We start from the raw sequence: 15,902 nt of genomic DNA, 5'->3' as shown, positions 1-15,902 counted from the left end.
ACCAATGGGAGGTATTATTTGCAAGAAATTATATAGTTTTTGAATATCAACTAATTCAAATTTCTAATTAATTTAAAAATACATTAATTACCATTGCGAATTATTTTCTTTTTCTAATTCAAAGTATTCGAAGTACTGTTTGAGATTTTCTCTATCTTGATGAAATTAATCAATGATTAGTATATGTGCTGTTGTCCTTCCTAAAAGCATTTATCTTTATTTATTTAGCTATTTGCGTAAATACTTTTTCGATAAAATTTGTCTTCTATAAGTACAATTTTTTAAAAAATCTTAAAAACTTAAATATTACTCTTATTTTATTGTACTTTTCTAAGATATTAATGTTAATTTAATTAGGATACCAAAATTCTGTATTATCTTTGTCTTTCGATAATCACGTTTAGAACGTGTCTTAATCGAAAACTCCTTCAAAGAAAAAATGCCAAAAAATCCCAATCTCAAGTCAATTCTTATCATCGGCTCTGGCCCTATTGTCATTGGTCAAGCCTGCGAATTTGATTACTCTGGTTCACAAGCCGCAAGGTCTCTCCGCGAAGAAGGTATAGAGGTGAGTTTAATAAACTCGAATCCTGCCACAATCATGACTGACCCACTCAATGCTGACTTCGTTTATTTGAAGCCATTAGAGAAAAAATCAATTGTTGAAATCTTGGAAAAACACCAACAGATGGGTCGCCCAATTGATGCTGTTTTACCAACTATGGGTGGACAAACTGCCCTCAACTTAGCCATTGATTGCGATAAAGCGGGTGTTTGGAAAAAATACGGAGTACAAATCATCGGGGTAGATATCAAAGCCATTGAAACGACCGAAGACCGTGAGAAATTCCGACTAAAAATGCTCGAAATCGGTGTAGGTGTTTGTAAAGGACGCACTGCTCGCTCGTTTTTGGAAGGCAAAGAAATTGCACAAGAAATCGGTTTCCCATTAGTAATTCGACCTTCATTTACTTTAGGCGGAACTGGTGGTGGATTTGTAAATACTCCAGAAGAATTTGATAAAGCTCTTAACCATGGTTTGCATGCTTCTCCAGTACATGAAGTATTAGTAGAGCAATCAATTTTAGGTTGGAAAGAGTTTGAATTAGAGTTATTGAGAGATAACTTAGGAAATATTGTAATCATCTGTACGATTGAGAACTTCGACCCAATGGGTGTGCACACAGGTGACTCAATTACGGTTGCTCCAGCTATGACATTACCTGATACTATTTATCAGAGAATGCGTGACATGGCAATCAAGATGATGAACGCCATCGGCCAATTTGCAGGTGGATGTAATGTGCAATTTTCTCTTCATCCAGAGACTGATGAAATCATTGCTATCGAGATTAATCCTCGTGTTTCTCGTTCATCGGCTTTAGCATCAAAAGCAACGGGTTATCCAATTGCAAAGATTGCTGCTAAAATGGCCATTGGCTATAACCTCGATGAATTGATTAACCCAATTACAGGTAGCACTTCAGCATTCTTCGAACCAGCAATTGACTACGTTATTGTAAAAGTACCACGTTGGAACTTTGATAAATTCCCTGGTTGTGACCGCTCACTTGGTCTTCAGATGAAGTCGGTTGGAGAAGCAATGGGAATTGGCCGTAACTTCCAAGAGGCTTTACAAAAAGCTTGTCAATCACTTGAAATCAAACGTAATGGTTTAGGTGCCGACGGAAAAGAATTACGTGACCAAGAAGCTTTGAAAAAATCATTGGCTAATCCATCTTGGAATCGTCTCTTCCACGTTTACGATGCTTTTAAAGCTGGTCTTTCTTTCAAAACAATTCAGTCTTTGACAAAGATTGATAAGTGGTTTTTACGCCAAATTGAGGAAATGATTCTACTTGAGAAAGAAATCGAACAATATTCGATTGATGAAATTTCAAGAGAATTACTACTTACAGCTAAGCAAAAAGGCTACGCTGACCGTCAAATTGCACACTTATTAAATTGTAAAGAAAGCCAAGTATTTAATAAGAGAATTGACCTAAATATTCACCGTATTTATAAGTGTGTAGATACTTGTGCGGCAGAATTTGAGGCAAAAACACCTTATTATTATTCTACTTTCAGTACTTCACTTGATAATTTAGATAACGAATCAGTAAGTTCAGATAGAAAGAAAATCGTTGTTTTGGGTTCTGGTCCAAACCGTATTGGTCAAGGTATCGAGTTTGATTATTCTTGCGTACACGGAGTATTGGCTGCTAAAGAATCGGGTTATGAAGCAATTATGGTCAACTGTAACCCTGAAACAGTTTCAACTGACCCCGACATTGCCGATAAATTATACTTTGAACCAGTTTTCTGGGAGCATGTTTATGATATCATCCAACACGAAAAACCTGAAGGGGTAATCGTTCAGTTAGGTGGTCAAACAGCCCTAAAAATGGCTGAAAAGCTTACTAAATATGGAATTAAAATCATCGGAACTTCTTACGATGCCCTTGATTTAGCCGAAGATAGAGGTCGTTTCTCAGAGAGATTGAGAGAATTGAATGTGCCTTATCCACTTTTTGATACAGTTCGTTCGGCTGACCGTGCAGTAGACGTAGCTCGTGAATTAGGTTTCCCATTATTGGTACGTCCGAGTTATGTATTAGGTGGCCAAAGCATGAAAATTGTTATCAACGAGCAAGAACTGGAGCAGCATGTAGTGAAAATCTTGAATGATATTCCAGATAATAACATTTTGATTGACCACTTCCTTGAAAATGCAATTGAAGCCGAAGCAGATGCTATCTGTGATGGTGAAAATGTATATATCATCGGAATTATGGAGCATATTGAGCCAGCGGGTATTCACTCTGGTGATTCTTATGCCTTACTTCCAACTTTCGATTTGAGTGAAAATGTTATTGCTCAAATTGAAGAATATACTCGTAAAATTGCAGTTGGTTTGAATACCGTAGGTTTAATCAATATTCAGTTTGCGATTAAAGATGAGAAAGTTTATGTAATCGAAGCTAACCCACGTGCATCACGTACAGTACCGTTTATTTGTAAAGCTTACCAAGAGCCTTATGTAAATTATGCAACTAAAGTGATGTTGGGTGTGAAGAAAGTGACAGATTTCGACTTTAATCCAGTCAAGAAAGGTTACGCAATTAAGATTCCTGTGTTTTCATTCAATAAATTCCCGAATGTAAATAAGGAACTTGGCCCAGAAATGAAATCAACAGGTGAAGGAATTTACTTCATTGATGATTTAACTGATGATTACTTCTTGAAAGTTTATTCTGAAAGAAATCTTTATTTAAGCAGATAAAATATCTTTTTTGATAATTTAACGCCACTTTGCATTTGTAAAGTGGCGTTTGTTTTGAATTTTATTTTCTTCCTAACCACCAACCGAGCCAAGAGCCCACCAAACCCCAACCAACAATGGCATCAATTAAATCAGGTATAGAATTGGTTTCAAACCAAATTTGTTTGGTATATTCAGTAATCAAATAAGAGATTAAGCCAAAAACCAAAGCTGAGGCCAGAATACCTTTAAATTCAAGTGAATTATTTAGTAAAAACGAGCAAAAGAGCAAAACTACTAAAATATTAACAGCCAAACCTCTGGCCATATTCAAAGGCATATTGGCATTTAAGGCTTTATGATAACGGATTTCCGCCCAGGGTTTACCCATTGATGTTTCCATGAGTTTCTGTTGCTCTTCCATTGAAGCACCAGTAGGTGTAGTTGGAAGATAATATGCACCATCTTCAAGATTATTACTCAAAAAATCTAAAATCTCCTGTTGCTTGGGCGTGTAGTTTTGCATGGGTCGATGAGTATCGATTATCGTCCAAGAAAGGAATTGCCAAATAAACATAATGAGGCCGCCAATGGCAGCAGCAATGAGTGTCTTTTTCATAGATTTAGATAAGGTTAAATGAAGAGAATAGGTTAAATCTACAATATTCATTCAAACATTATGAGCTAATTTGAAGCCTTTTTAGCTGGAATTGAATAAATATCAATCAAAAATAACAATCTTTTCCATAAACGGAAATGAAAAGACGATTTTATTTTTACAGAATTAAGAGCAAAATATGCTAACTTGAATGACATGATACATATTTCTCTTTATTTTTGACAAACTTATTTAAAGCAAAAAAATGTTAGAAAGGTAATGTTCTTGATTTAACATTAAATTATCTATTTGAAAAATCAATTATGCAAAATAAACTCATCAACGAAACCAGTCCATATTTACTTCAACACGCCCACAATCCAGTTGAATGGTATCCATGGGGAGAAGAGGCACTTCAAAAAGCGAAAGAAGAAGATAAACCCATTTTAGTAAGTATTGGGTATTCGGCTTGTCACTGGTGCCATGTGATGGAGCGAGAATCATTTGAAAATGAACAAATTGCCCAAATTATGAATCAACATTTGGTATGTATAAAGGTTGACCGAGAGGAACGCCCCGATGTTGATGCTATTTATATGGATGCTCTTCAAGCGATGGGTTTACGTGGCGGTTGGCCATTGAATGTTTTTTTAATGCCTGATGCCAAACCTTTTTACGGAGGTACCTATTTCCCACCGAGAAATTGGGCAAATTTGGTTGAGAGTATTGCCAATGCCTTTAAAAATGACAGAGAAAAACTACAAAAATCTGCCGAAGGTTTTACTCAAAATATGTTGGTCAAGGAATCTGATAAATATCGAATGTCGGTTGAAGATACTTTGAGCTTTTCGGAAGAAGAACTAACCACTATTTTTAATAGACTTCATCAAGATTTTGATTTTGAGAAGGGTGGGATGAATAGAAGTCCAAAGTTTCCGATGCCCAGCATTTGGAAGTTTCTGATAAGATATTATTCAATTACTAATGATAAAAGAGCCTATCAACACCTCATTCACACCCTCAATAGGGTAGCTTTAGGAGGGATTTACGATACGATTGGTGGTGGATGGACACGATATTCAACCGATGAAGATTGGAAAGTGCCACATTTTGAGAAAATGCTCTATGATAATGGACAATTGATTTCTTTGTATGCCGAAGCCTACGCATTGACAAAGTCTGAAGGTAATCCTGATAATTTTTATGCAGCTAAAGTAACCGAAACGATTGAGTGGCTCGAACGAGAAATGATGAGTAAAGAGGGTGGCTTTTACTCAGCTTTAGATGCCGATAGTGAAGGAGAAGAAGGTAAATTTTATATTTGGAAAAAAGAGGAAATAATTGCAGCATTGGGAGAAGATGCAGGCCCTTTTATTGAGACTTTTGATTTTACAGAGGCAGGAAATTGGGAACACGGAAATAATGTTGTGCATTTGGAAGAACGTGATTTTATGGAAAATGGCTGGCCCTTAACTGCTGAAATTAAACAAAAACTGTTTGATTTTCGAGCAAAAAGAGTACGTCCGGGGCTTGATGATAAAATTTTATGCTCATGGAATGGACTGATGCTTAAAGGTTTGGTTGATGCCTATCGTTATCTTGATAATCAAAAATTTTTAGATTTAGCTCTAAAAAATGCCCATTTCATCAAAGATTGTATGTCTATTAAAGTGATGAATGAGGATGGTTCTGAGGCACGTGGTTTATGGCATAATTACAAAAATGGCAAGGCAAATATTGTGGCATATTTAGAAGATTATGCCAGTGTAATTGATGCCTATTTGGCTCTCTATCAAGTAACATTCGATGAAGTTTGGCTTCATGAGGCTGAAATGTTAGCCATTTATACAGTAGCTAATTTTTATGATGATGAAGACGAATTCTTTTATTTTACCGATAGCCAAGGAGAAGAATTAATTGCTCGCAAGAAAGAAATTTTTGATAATGTTATTCCTGCATCTAACTCAATCATGGCTACTAATTTATATAATTTAGGCTTGATTTTGGGAAGAAATGATTTTATTCAAATAAGCAATTTGATGATAGGCAAAATGAAGAGAATTGTTTTAACCGACCCACAGTGGGTAACGCAATGGGCGTGTTTGGCAACGCAACATACCAAACCAACCGCTGAAGTGGCAATGGTTGGTAAGGAAATAACAAAAATCAGAAAGCAAATAGACGAAGTTTTAATTTTGAATAAGGTATTTGTTGGAACCACCAATACTTCAAATTTACCACTATTACAAAATCGTGTTACTAAAGATGCTCAAACAACGATATTTGTATGTTTTGATAAAACATGTCAGCTCCCAACAACTGAAGTAGAAAAAGCTGTGGAATTATTGCAGGGTGTCAATTAATTTTTCAAATAATGAAAATGTATATAAATAAAAATCTTTAAAGAATCTTTCTTTTATACTTTAAAACAAATTAATTAACCATATACAATGAAAATTAAACATCTATTCATCCCTTTATGCTTGATTGCATTAATTACTCAAGCACAAAAAATCAATAAACTTCCTGAGTATTCATTACCTAAAAAAGAATTGGCTGCACATATTCGTTTTTTAGCTTCTGATGAAATGTTAGGCCGAAGAACTGGTGAAGTTACTAATAATGTTGCGGCAAGATATATAGCTGAACAATTTCGTTTACAGGGTTTGAAAACTGCAGAAGGACAAAAAGATTTTCTTCAGACGGTTCCATTCGAACAAGTTAAACCTATAAAAAAAGGAGAAGTTTTGGTGGCTGGTGATTCGCTTAAATGGACAAAAGATTTTATAATGTTGAGTGGAAAAGCTACAAAACTAGAGAATGTTCCAGCAGTTTTTGTTGGTTACGGCTGGGTTGATGCCAATCAAGATGATTATAAAGGTATTGATGTAAAAGGAAAAATTGTAATTGCTCAGTTTGGTATTCCGAATAGCGATGACCCTTCAGAAAATTTGAGAGGTTCGGCAAAAAAAGTTGATTTTGCTGCTAAAAATGGTGCGGCTGCATTTATTCAGCTTTATAATTTGAAATATCCTTGGCCTACAATTACTAATTTTATGGGAGGCGAAAAACTTAATTTATCTCCTGAAAATCCATCAAGTGCCGATATTCCGCATATTTGGATAAGTAATGCTCACCTTAAAAAGTTTTCTAAAGAAACCTTATCAACCCTAAGCTTGAATGTGAGTGAAGTTTCAAAGAAAAAAGTTTTAGCTTATAATGTTGTTGGGGTTTTAGAAGGAACCGACCCCGTTTTGAAAAATGAATATGTGATACTTTCTGCCCATTTCGACCACGTTGGTACTGGCCGTAGGGGAGGAGCCGTGACAGAAACTGATACGATTTTTAATGGTGCAAGAGATAATGCTTTTGGAACAGTTGCAGTTTTATCGGCCTTGAAATCATTTACTCAAAAGCCTACTAAGCGTTCAATTTTGTTTATTGCTTATACAGGAGAAGAAGTTGGTTTATTGGGTAGTAAGTATTATGCCGAACACCCTTTAGTTCCTTTGAAACAATGTATTTATAACCTTAATTGTGATGGAGCAGGTTATAATGATACCACAAAAGTAACGGTTATTGGTCTTGACAGAACTGATGCACAGACTCAAATCGAAACGGCCGCTAAAGCTTATGGACTAACGGCTATTTCTGATCCAGCACCTGAACAAAACTTATTCGACCGCTCAGATAATGTAAATTTGGCTGTAAAAGGTATTCCGGCACCAGATTACTCCCCAGGGTTTACTGCCTTCGATGCAGAGATAAATAAGTTTTATCACAAAGTTACTGATAGCCCAGAGTCAATTAGTGTAGATTATTTATTGAAATACTGTCAATCCTATACTTACGCTGCTCGATTGATTGCCGACCGACCAATTGCTCCAAAATGGAAGGTAGGAGACAAGTACGAAAAGGCATTTAATGAACTTTACAAATAAAAAATAAAAAGGACGAAGGTTCGCTTCGTCCTTTTTATTTACTTCTCTCTAAATTTTTTATAAGCTCTTGCGGCAAAAAATAGGGTAAAGCCAAAGGCTAACACGCCCAAAAATAGATAGGCAAAGTTTAATAAATCTTTCACAACCGCCAATAGCACTATTGCGACTAAAAATAAAGTTGGTAATTCATTCAGTAATCTAAATTGAAAAGATGTAAAAGTAGCTTGTCCCGTTTCTTGCTTTTTAATGATACTTTTACAATACAAATGATAGCCAGTTAGTAAGACCAAAAGTGTAAGTTTGATATGAATCCAACTTTGTTGTAAAAATTCAGGCGTGTTTACCAGCATCAAAATTCCACAAGTCCAAGTAATCATCATGGCAGGATTACAAATAATTTTATAAACTCGCCATTGCATAGCAGTATATTGCTTTTTCCAGTCTTCTCTTAAAGCCTCGGGTTTATCATCGGCTTCTGCATGATAAACAAACATTCTTACCAAATAAAATAGCCCTGCGAACCAAGAAACAAAGCCAATAATATGTAGAGATTTGAGATATAAATGTAGCATTTTAAACTTTGGGAAATAGTAAATTTAATTTATTAAATGATTTTTATTGACTTTCAATTATTATAAATTTCTTTTAATTTACTGCAAAGATAACAATGAAATGGCATCTTACGTTTTAAATTAAATTTTTGAAAAATGAAATTTATGACAAAAATAATTACCACTCTGCTTTTGTTTATTTCAATATCCATTTCTGCACAAAATCCTAAGGCAAAAGAATATTACGATAAAGCACTTAAGAATATTACTGAAAAAAAAAGTGTTGATGCTATTGAGAATCTTTTCAAAGCGATTGAAAAAGATAGCACATTCACTGACCCATATTTCAAACTTGGACAAATCAATGAAGTTGCACGAAACCAAGAAAATGCGATTAAATTTTATTCAAAAGCCATTGAATTAAGACCTAATGACCCACTTCTTACTCAAGGATACACTTATGTTGGTACTCGCTTACTAAGAGCAGGAAATTATGCAAAAGCAAAGGAATATTTGAGTTTTTCGATTAAAAATGTTTCTGCCAATAGTCCAATAATGAAGCAATTGACTCGCCAGCTTGAACAATGCAAGTTTGGAGAGCAAGCTCAAAAAAACGCTTTTGAGTTAATAGCCAAAGACTTAGGTGCCAAAATTAATTTTAAAAATAAACAGTATTTTCCAGTAGTATCACCTGACAACGAGACACTTATTTTTACAGCACGCTCCGATGATGGCGACGAAAATTTGTACATTTCTTATTTTGAAAATGGCCAATGGAGTATTCCCAAGAGTATTTCCGAGCAAATAAATACACCCGATAATGAAGGAACGTGTAGCATATCTGCCGATGGTCGAACTTTAGTATTTACAAGTTGCGATGGGAAAAATAGTTTAGGAAGTTGTGATTTGTATATTTCAAAGAAAATTGGGAATGACTGGAGTAGCCCTCAGAACTTAGGGGCAAGTATAAATAGTCCTTTTTGGGATGCCCAACCAAGTTTGTCGAATGATGGAAGAATTTTGTATTTTTCCTCTGATAGACAAGGTGGGTACGGACGTAAAGATTTGTGGATGAGTGAATTAAATGAAATGGGTAATTGGACGAAAGCAATTAATTTAGGTACAACTATCAATACTGCTTATGATGAAGTTTCACCATTTATACACGCCAATGGTAGAACACTTTTCTTCGCTTCTGATGGTCATTTAGGTATGGGAGGATTAGATTTATTCATCACAGAATCGAAACTAAATACTTATTCTAAGCCCGAAAATTTAGGTTATCCAATTAATAATTTCGAAGACCAAGTGGCCTTATTCATCGCTGCTGATGGCTCGAAAGGATATTATTCTTCCAACGTAAACAATAATATTCGATTGTTTGAATTTACTATTCCTAAACAATTAAATGATAAATTCAAAAGGGCAAATTATGTCAAAGGAATAGTGCAAGATGCTTCGACAAATAAAAATCTTTCTGCTGAAATCGAACTTGTCGATTTGAAAACCAAAACTACAATCCAGAAAGTCATTTCAGATGCTGTTACGGGAGAATATACCGCTATTTTACCCAATGGAAGCCAATATGGACTTTTTATCAATAAAAAAGATTATTTCTTTAAAAGTTTGACTTTTGATTTTTTGGAAAAAAGCGATGCAGATGGAAAAAAAATAAATATTTTACTTGACCCAATCAAAAAAGATGCAAAAACTATACTGAATAACATATTTTTTGATTCAGGAAAAGTTGAACTCCGACCTGAGTCTTTCGTTGAGTTGGATAAGTTGCAACTATTGCTCAAAGAAAACCCGTCTTTACAAGTAGAAATTGCGGGTCACACCGATGATATCGGCAAAGAAGCTGATAATCAAGTACTTTCTGAAAAAAGAGCAATGGCCGTTGCTGATTACTTAATAAAGAAAGGAGTAAACCCAGCGAATATCAAAACAAAAGGTTATGGAAAAACCAAACCTTTAGTTGCGAATTCAACGGAAGAAAATCGACAAATTAACCGAAGAATTGAAATGAGTATTTTGTAAACTTGCCGTTTAGGGCTTTTTTGCCGAACTTTGCACCCAAGTATTTATGTTATTGGTAGATAAGTAAGTATTTATAAATTAAAATAAATCCCTTAGAGGTTGGGGTCTTATGACACAAGAAAAAGTAGATGTATTAATTTTGGGCTCAGGCCCAGCGGGTTATACAGCAGCAATTTATGCTGCACGTGCAGGTTTGAAACCAATGATGTATCAAGGTGGGCAGCCGGGTGGTCAATTAACAATTACTACTGAAGTTGAAAACTTTCCTGGTTATCCAGAAGGTATTCAAGGCCCTGAAATGATGGAAGATTTCAGAAAACAAGCGGAGCGTTTTGGCTTAGATAATCGCTATGGTATGGCAACTAAAGTAGATTTTTCTACACCTGGTGCCCACAAAGTAATTATTGATGATGCACAAGAAATTGTTGCTAAAACCGTTATTATAGCTACGGGTGCTTCTGCAAAGTGGTTAGGTTTAGAGTCAGAACAACGTTTGAATGGATATGGTGTTTCTGCTTGTGCAGTTTGTGATGGTTTCTTTTTCCGTGGACAAGAAGTAGCCATCGTAGGAGCAGGTGATACTGCTTGTGAAGAAGCACACTATTTATCAAAACTTTGCAAGAAAGTGTACATGCTGGTTCGCCGTGATGAGTTTCGTGCATCTTTAATCATGCAGGAACGTGTGAAAAATACGCCGAATATTGAGGTACTTTTCAATACAGAAACACTTGAAGTTTTAGGTAAGGATGGTGTAACAGGTGCAAGAATCAAAAATAGTAAAACCAATGAAGAAAGTGTTATTGATGTGACAGGTTTCTTCGTGGCAATTGGACACCAACCGAATACACAAATTTTTGCAGATTTTATAAAATTAGACACTGAAGGCTACATCGAAACTGAAAAAGGAAGTAGCCGTACAAATATTGAAGGAGTTTTTGCTTGTGGCGACGCCCAAGATAAAATCTACCGTCAGGCAGTAACAGCCGCAGGAAGTGGCTGTATGGCAGCTCTCGATGCTGAAAGATATTTAGCTGCTCAAGGTTTGCACTAATTAGTACTATTGCATAAAATTGTTACTAAATTTGTTCAAAATGAGCTTTGCTACTCTTTTAGTAACAATTTTGGTGTTGCCTTATAATCAAAACAATTAAAACATGAAAAAGGCTATATTACCAATTATTATAGTGTTGGCATTATCAACATCCACCTTTGCACAACGTGAAAGGGGGCTGAAGATTAATAAGCCTAATATTCCTACCAATCAGAAGGATTCGAAAGCAAAAGATAAAAATTTCAATAAATCGAATAAAAATGATGATGAGTTTAGCTTTGAAGAAGAGCCTAAACTTAGATTTGTGAATGAGTTTGAAGCTCCGAAAGCAGTAGAATCTGCCCCTTCTGTAAAAATAGAACCTATTAAAGAGGTTAATACGGCAGTCCATGAAGATACTTCAACTATTGATGAAGGTGAGGTGCAAATTGTAGAAATTGAAGATGAAGCTCAATTTGTTGGTAGTGAAGAAATGGTGAAAATTGCCAGTTATTTTTCTGTTTGGGATACTGACTCGGTTGACCCTTACGGCATTGATGCTAAAGAATTTGATGATGTGGTGCCAATAAAATTATACGATATTTCTCAAGGACGTTATTGGTCTGGTCCAATGGCAAAAGGTGTTACCAACTCACAATTTGGTTGGAGATGGCGTCGTTGGCACACAGGAACTGATCTTGATTTAGAAACAGGCGAACCCATTTTAGCGGCATTTGATGGTATTGTTCGTGTGGCAAGTACACGTGGAGGCTATGGTCGTTGTGTTGTTTTACGTCATTACAATGGTTTAGAGACACTTTATGGCCACCTTTCTAAAATAAATTTTGAACCAAACACAGTTGTGAAAGCTGGTGACGAAATTGGAAAAGGTGGAAATACAGGTAGGAGCTCAGGCCCGCACCTTCACTTCGAAACACGTTATGAAGGAAATCCTTTCGACCCAAGAAATATTTTTAGCTTTAGTCCCAATCAAATCAATATCATTTCACAAGATTTTTTACTCACTTCTCGTGTTTATGATTATTTGCGAGGTGGAGCAAGTAAAGGGGATTTTGAATTTGACGAACCAGTTGCGGTTAGTAGAAAAGTTTGGTATAGAGTTCGTTCAGGTGAAAATTTAAGTGAAATTGCCAATAAGTTTAATACAAGTGTAGGCGAATTATGTAAATTAAACAAGATTCGTTCTTCTACCCGTCTTAAAGTGGGATATAGACTTAGGGTAAAATAAAAAGATAAAAAGATATTAAATTGATACTATAAGCGACGTGAACTTTTTTTCGTCGCTTTTTTTTATAATTAAATATGAGTCAATAATAAACTTTTAACATGAAATTAGATTTAGTTGTACTTGCCGCTCATCCTGATGATGCTGAAATGTCTTGTGGTGGAACGATTGCTTCTGCAATTGCACAAGGTAAAAAAGTTGGAATCATTGATTTTACTAGAGGAGAACTAGGTACTCGTGGTACTCCTGAGATAAGAGCAGCAGAAGCCGCCGCCGCTTCTAAAATCTTAGATATATCAGTTCGTGAAAATCTAGGATTTCGAGATGGTTTCTTTAAAAATGATGAAGAACACCAAATGAAATTAATAGCTGCAATCAGAAGATACCAACCTGAAATTGTTTTGGCGAATGCTATTGAGGATCGACATCCTGACCATGGAAAAGGTGCAGCTTTGGCAATTGATGCTTGTTTTTATTCAGGTCTAAGAATGATAAAAACCTTTGATTTTGATGGAAGTGAGCAACTGGCTTGGCGTCCTAAAGCACTCTACAACTATATTCAAGATAGATTTATTAAACCTGATTTAGTGGTTGATATTTCAAAGTATTGGGATTTAAAAGAAGCTTCTATTAGGGCTTATAGAAGCCAGTTTTATGACCCAAATAGTAAGGAGCCGGAATCTTATTTGACAAGTCCTGAGTTTTTAGAATTTCTAAAAGCACGCTCTCAAGAGATGGGGCACATGATTGGAGCAAAATTTGGTGAAGGTTATACAAAAACAAAGATGATTGGTATTACTGATTTTTTTAATTTGATATAATAATTTCTAGAATATTATTATTTGACCTTGTTGATTTTTTCTATTTATTGATTAATAGACAATGCTATTTCACCAAATAATATAAAGTTTATATCATAATTTATTGAATATATCGACTAAAATATAAATACTTTGGATACTAATTGTAATATTCGGTTTTGATTTATTAAATTTGTATTTTATTAAGAATATTAAATTTTCATTTCGAAGAACAACAAATATGAAAAGAGCATTAGTATGCGGAGCTGGTGGGTTTATTGGAGGTCACTTAGTAAAGCGTTTAAAAAGTGAAGGCTATTGGGTTAGAGGAGTAGATTTGAAATACAATGAATATAATAATGGCAATGCCGATGAATTTATAATTGGAGATTTAACAGATCCTATTGTTTGTCATCAAGTTGTTGAAGGAGGTTTTGATGAAGTTTATCAATTAGCTGCCGATATGGGTGGAGCAGGATATATTTTTACAGGTGAAAATGATGCAGCTGTGATGCATAATTCAGCACTTTGTAATCTAAACATGCTTCATGCAGCTCAACAAGCAGGTGTTAAGAAAATATTTTATTCATCATCAGCTTGTATGTATCCTGAATACAATCAGTTAGACCCAGAAAATCCAAAGTGCTCTGAGGAATCTGCTTACCCAGCAGCTCCAGATAGTGAATATGGTTGGGAAAAACTTTTTAGTGAGCGTTTATACCTTACGTACCAACGTAATTTAGGAATTAATGTAAAAATTGCTCGTTTTCATAATATTTTTGGCCCGCAAGGTACTTGGAAAGGTGGCCGTGAGAAAGCCCCCGCTGCTATTTGCCGTAAAGTTATTGAGGCAGAAGATGGTGGAACTATTGAAATTTGGGGAGACGGAAAGCAAACTCGTTCGTTTTTATACGTTGATGAATGTGTAGAAGGCGTACGTCGCTTGATGGAATCAGATTTTTCAGGTCCAGTAAATATTGGTTCAGAAGAAATGATTTCAATCAATGATTTTGCTAAACTAATTGCTGAAATTTCAGGCAAAAATATTACAATTAAGAACATTCCAGGTCCAGAAGGTGTTCGTGGACGTAATTCAGATAATGCTCTTATTCAAGAAAAACTAGGTTGGGCTCCTTCTAAGTCTTTAAGAGATGGAATTACCAAAACATATAATTGGATAGCCGAACAAGCAACTAAAGAAGTTGAAATCGTCTAAACTCTACTCAATTTCGAGTAAAGTTTTAATGAATTTTTCGCTACTATGCTTGCTTACAAAAACGCTTGCTCTTTCGGGGTAAGCGTTTTTCCCTTTTAAAAAATCTATCATTGCCGATTTGATTTCACCAGGGTTAAAGCCATCAACAGTAAAGCCTAGGCCATACTCACGCGTTAAATCACCTACTACGCCAAATTTGGTTGCTAATACAGGCTTATTATGTCGAGCCGCTAAACCAATAACTCCACTCGAGGCAAAGAAATTAATATAGGCTACCGAAATAATATCCGACTGATTGACATAAGCTTCCATTTCATCATCATCAACAAAGCGGCTTTCCATCGCTACTTGTAGTTCAGGTCTCAATTCTTTAGCTTTATTTAAACTTTCCATTAGAGCATCATGGTGTTCGGCTCTGATTTTTCCAACTACTAATAGGCAAATATTAGAGGCTTCTTCGGCCGATAAATCTTGAAGTGCTTTGAGTAGATTTACAACATTTTTCTTCTCGTCAATATACCCGAAAGCCAAAAGAATTTTTTTATGCAATGGAATTTGGTATTTCTCTCTGATGATTAAATCTTGGCGAGTCGGATAATCATAGACAGGGTCGGGCAAATAAGTGAAAATATTAGTACCCATTGTCTCATTCATTGTTTTGATTGTTTCCAAATCATTAAAAATAAAGACCTTCTTCAATTGAGAATTTCGGCACATCCACCAAGTAGTGAATAGTTTTCTTGCTTTTGTGATGGTATATTTTTGTTTGGAGCGAAGTGTCGAATCTTGTGGAATGACTCTTGGATAAGGGCTAAATAAAATACCCGTTAATTGAGCTGGAAATCTTGTACTTCCAATAGTATGTTGAAACATATCAAGCATCATCATAATTACTTTATCGGCTTTATACTCGTTCGTATAGCGAGTAATATGCTTCCAAATTATTTGAGTAGATTTTATGATGCTCATGCCTGTTGTAAACGGAGCAAACTCTTCATCAGTGAAAAAAGTAATGGTTACATTTTTCGATGAAGTTTTTATTGAGGGAATTGCTTTTGCTTCTGGATTCAATAAAAAGACGTATTCGTTATTGCTTGGAGAAGTCTCTAAAAATCGAAGAATATTTTGAATATGACCTAAATTATGTCCAACTAATCGAACGTATATATCGCAAATAATGATTCGCATACAAAGGGAGTTTCTGTAAAATTAATAGAA

The 15,902-nt window shown here is 35.3% G+C and carries 11 protein-coding genes; 8 read left to right on the top strand and 3 right to left on the bottom strand.

What is annotated here, in order from left to right:
- Window positions 1–439 precede the first annotated feature (439 nt).
- Window positions 440–3,283, top strand: coding sequence for a carbamoyl-phosphate synthase large subunit (gene carB, locus EMTOL_RS00510; protein WP_015027294.1), 2,844 nt, complete (start codon window positions 440–442; stop codon window positions 3,281–3,283).
- Between the two features lie 61 nt (window positions 3,284–3,344).
- Here the strand turns inward: carB and EMTOL_RS00505 are convergent, their stop codons facing one another.
- Complete coding sequence (locus EMTOL_RS00505) at window positions 3,345–3,881, bottom strand: hypothetical protein (protein ID WP_041693345.1); 537 nt, start codon at window positions 3,879–3,881, stop codon at window positions 3,345–3,347.
- A 302-nt stretch (window positions 3,882–4,183) separates the two neighbouring features.
- On the opposite strand from EMTOL_RS00505, the gene EMTOL_RS00500 reads away from it, so the two are divergent.
- Window positions 4,184–6,223 (top strand): thioredoxin domain-containing protein, encoded by a 2,040-nt coding sequence (locus EMTOL_RS00500; RefSeq protein WP_015027291.1) that lies wholly within the window; start codon window positions 4,184–4,186, stop codon window positions 6,221–6,223.
- An 87-nt stretch (window positions 6,224–6,310) separates the two neighbouring features.
- On the top strand, window positions 6,311–7,801 hold the full coding sequence (locus EMTOL_RS00495) for a M28 family peptidase (protein ID WP_015027290.1): 1,491 nt from the start codon (window positions 6,311–6,313) through the stop codon (window positions 7,799–7,801).
- A 38-nt stretch (window positions 7,802–7,839) separates the two neighbouring features.
- On the opposite strand, the gene hemJ is transcribed toward EMTOL_RS00495, so the two are convergent.
- Window positions 7,840–8,373 carry a protoporphyrinogen oxidase HemJ gene (gene hemJ, locus EMTOL_RS00490; RefSeq protein ID WP_015027289.1) on the bottom strand — a complete coding sequence of 178 codons (534 nt, stop codon included), beginning with the start codon at window positions 8,371–8,373 and terminating at the stop codon, window positions 7,840–7,842.
- Between the two features lie 144 nt (window positions 8,374–8,517).
- Between hemJ and EMTOL_RS00485 the strand changes: the two genes are divergently transcribed.
- From EMTOL_RS00485 to EMTOL_RS00465, 5 genes are all read left to right on the top strand, one after another.
- Window positions 8,518–10,392, top strand: coding sequence for an OmpA family protein (locus tag EMTOL_RS00485; protein WP_041693721.1), 1,875 nt, complete (start codon window positions 8,518–8,520; stop codon window positions 10,390–10,392).
- Between the two features lie 109 nt (window positions 10,393–10,501).
- Window positions 10,502–11,443: a thioredoxin-disulfide reductase gene (gene trxB / locus EMTOL_RS00480; RefSeq protein WP_015027287.1), complete on the top strand. Its 942-nt coding sequence runs from the start codon at window positions 10,502–10,504 to the stop codon at window positions 11,441–11,443.
- 103 nt (window positions 11,444–11,546) lie between these two features.
- Window positions 11,547–12,671 carry a M23 family metallopeptidase gene (locus tag EMTOL_RS00475; RefSeq protein WP_015027286.1) on the top strand — a complete coding sequence of 375 codons (1,125 nt, stop codon included), beginning with the start codon at window positions 11,547–11,549 and terminating at the stop codon, window positions 12,669–12,671.
- 98 nt (window positions 12,672–12,769) lie between these two features.
- A complete protein-coding gene (gene bshB1, locus EMTOL_RS00470; protein ID WP_015027285.1) occupies window positions 12,770–13,489 on the top strand; it encodes a bacillithiol biosynthesis deacetylase BshB1 in 720 nt (239 codons plus the stop codon).
- A gap of 220 nt (window positions 13,490–13,709) precedes the next feature.
- Window positions 13,710–14,684, top strand: a complete 975-nt coding sequence (locus tag EMTOL_RS00465) for an NAD-dependent epimerase/dehydratase family protein (RefSeq protein WP_015027284.1) — start codon at window positions 13,710–13,712, stop codon at window positions 14,682–14,684.
- A gap of 3 nt (window positions 14,685–14,687) precedes the next feature.
- Here the strand turns inward: EMTOL_RS00465 and EMTOL_RS00460 are convergent, their stop codons facing one another.
- Window positions 14,688–15,872, bottom strand: a complete 1,185-nt coding sequence (locus EMTOL_RS00460; RefSeq protein WP_015027283.1) for a glycosyltransferase — start codon at window positions 15,870–15,872, stop codon at window positions 14,688–14,690.
- Window positions 15,873–15,902 lie beyond the last annotated feature (30 nt).

The organism is Emticicia oligotrophica DSM 17448 (genome assembly GCF_000263195.1).
Classification (GTDB): Bacteria; Bacteroidota; Bacteroidia; order Cytophagales; family Spirosomataceae; genus Emticicia; species Emticicia oligotrophica.
Note: the sequence above shows the minus strand (reverse complement) of the source record. Positions and strands in the feature narration are given on the sequence as shown.